Here is a 1,897-nt window from a genome sequence, read left to right as displayed (position 1 = left end):
AGAACAAACGAGTGTAGGTTACTTGTTATTCCGCATAGCAAGGATGTAGATGTCGAAGAATTAAAATGGATTTATATAGAATACAAAAAAAGATAGCATGCTTATTGATACACATGCTATCGAATAGAGGAAGAATTGTCGTATAGCTTTCCGCTGTAAAATAGAAATAGCCATATAAAACTAACGAAAATACAACATACAGCTAGAACACTACCGATTACTTGAGGAGAAATTCTTTCTAGAAGTAATCCCGTGATAAACATAGAGAGCTGTATAAGTGAGCCGTAAATTGAGTAATGAAATGCAAATACTTTGCCGACCATCTCTTCTTTCGTATAGGTTTGTAATAATGTTGTATCGAGTGGAACTATCATTCCTCCAGCAATTCTCATACCTAGTAGTGTAAAGATGCCAATAATAAGTTGATCGGAAAGAACGAAACCGAGAAAGAAAATCCCTTGCCATAAATAAGCCCAGCCAAATGCTTTTTTCATTACTTTCTCATTTGAGCCAATATAAAGATTGACAAGTAAACTCCCAATCATAAGGCCAGCACCTTGGACGGTATATAAAACGCCAATTCCAGTATTCCCTGCATGAAAGATACTTTCGGCGTAGATTGTTAAAAGCAGCTGATAGGCACCGCCAATAATGCCCCATGAAATCCCAACGAGAATTAAAGCCATGATAACCTTTTGCCGTAATATGTATGTATAGCCTTCTTTAATATCGGTAAAAAATGGTGCCTTCGTTTTAGATGTTTCAGTAAAAGGAATGGTTGTCTTAAAAATGAAAAAGGCAGAAAGTAAGAAAGAAATACTATTGATAAAAAAAGCAGCTTCTACACTTAGTATCTGAGCGGTAATCCCGCCTAGTGAAGCACCAATGATGGCCATAAAACCATTCATTGTACTAGAAAGAGAGTTTGCGGTTACTAAATGGCTTTGCTTTACAATTCTTTTTATAGAAGATTGTTTGGCTGGTTCGAATAAGCAAGAAAGCACCGCCAATATGATATTAGCAATAAAAATGATTTCAATTCGGTAGATCGTTAGTAAATAAGTAAGGACAATCACTCCGCGTAAAATATCGGTCATGATCATGATTTTCTTTTTTGAAAAACGATCTACAATTACACCGATGAAAGGGCTGAGGAGTAGCTGGGGCAAACTTTTGCTCATAAAGGTTAGCGCAAGCATGAAAGAAGATTGCGTTACACTATACACGAGTGTTAATAATGCAATGGTGTGAAACCAATCTCCAAGTACACTCAATGTTTGCCCATAAAAGAGTTTTGTAAAGTCACTATTTTGTTTTAGAAGATTACGATATGTAATAGGTTGTGATGACATAGGGATTAGCTCTCTTTTCCTAACAATAGTTGTACTTATCTTTTCCATTCACTTAAATATATCTTATTCATATTTGCTAATTCAAAAGGTAGTCTTGCGATGAGTTCTAAACTATTCCCATCAGGATCATGAAAATACACAGATGCATGTGCTTGTTCTGGAAAAACGATTGGTTCAATTGGTTCCATTCCAAAGTCTTTTCTTGCAGCAATGTTTTTGTTATTTAACCATTCTATGGCATGTTCTAAATCATTCATTTCCACTTGAAAAGCAATATGCCGTAGAGAAGGGTGATACTTTACTTTATATTCTTCGCCTTCCCAGAGCCCGAGCCAACTTTCATTTTCTACAATCCAAAAGAAAGCAGCGTTCTCATATTTTTTATATAATTTGAGACCTAATGATTCATAAAATGGTATGGATATCTGTAGATTACGGACAGGTAAATGTGCTTCATATAAGCCTTTAATCATTGGAATCCTCCTATAAAATTATGTAATTAAATTGATTCATCACCGTAACATGAGGTTGATTTTTTGAAAAAG

Annotated in this window: 2 protein-coding genes; both read right to left on the bottom strand. The window is 35.1% G+C overall.

The window, feature by feature from the left end; all coding sequences use genetic code 11:
* Window positions 1-116 precede the first annotated feature (116 nt).
* A complete protein-coding gene (locus V7183_RS16985; protein WP_335360258.1) occupies window positions 117-1,352 on the bottom strand; it encodes an MFS transporter in 1,236 nt (411 codons plus the stop codon).
* A 35-nt stretch (window positions 1,353-1,387) separates the two neighbouring features.
* On the bottom strand, window positions 1,388-1,825 hold the full coding sequence (locus V7183_RS16980; protein ID WP_335360257.1) for a VOC family protein: 438 nt from the start codon (window positions 1,823-1,825) through the stop codon (window positions 1,388-1,390).
* Between the last annotated feature and the right edge of the window lie 72 nt (window positions 1,826-1,897).

This window comes from Bacillus sp. JJ1127, assembly GCF_036965845.1.
GTDB lineage: Bacteria > Bacillota > Bacilli > Bacillales > Bacillaceae_G > Bacillus_A.
This window is presented reverse-complemented; position numbering and strand designations above follow the sequence as displayed.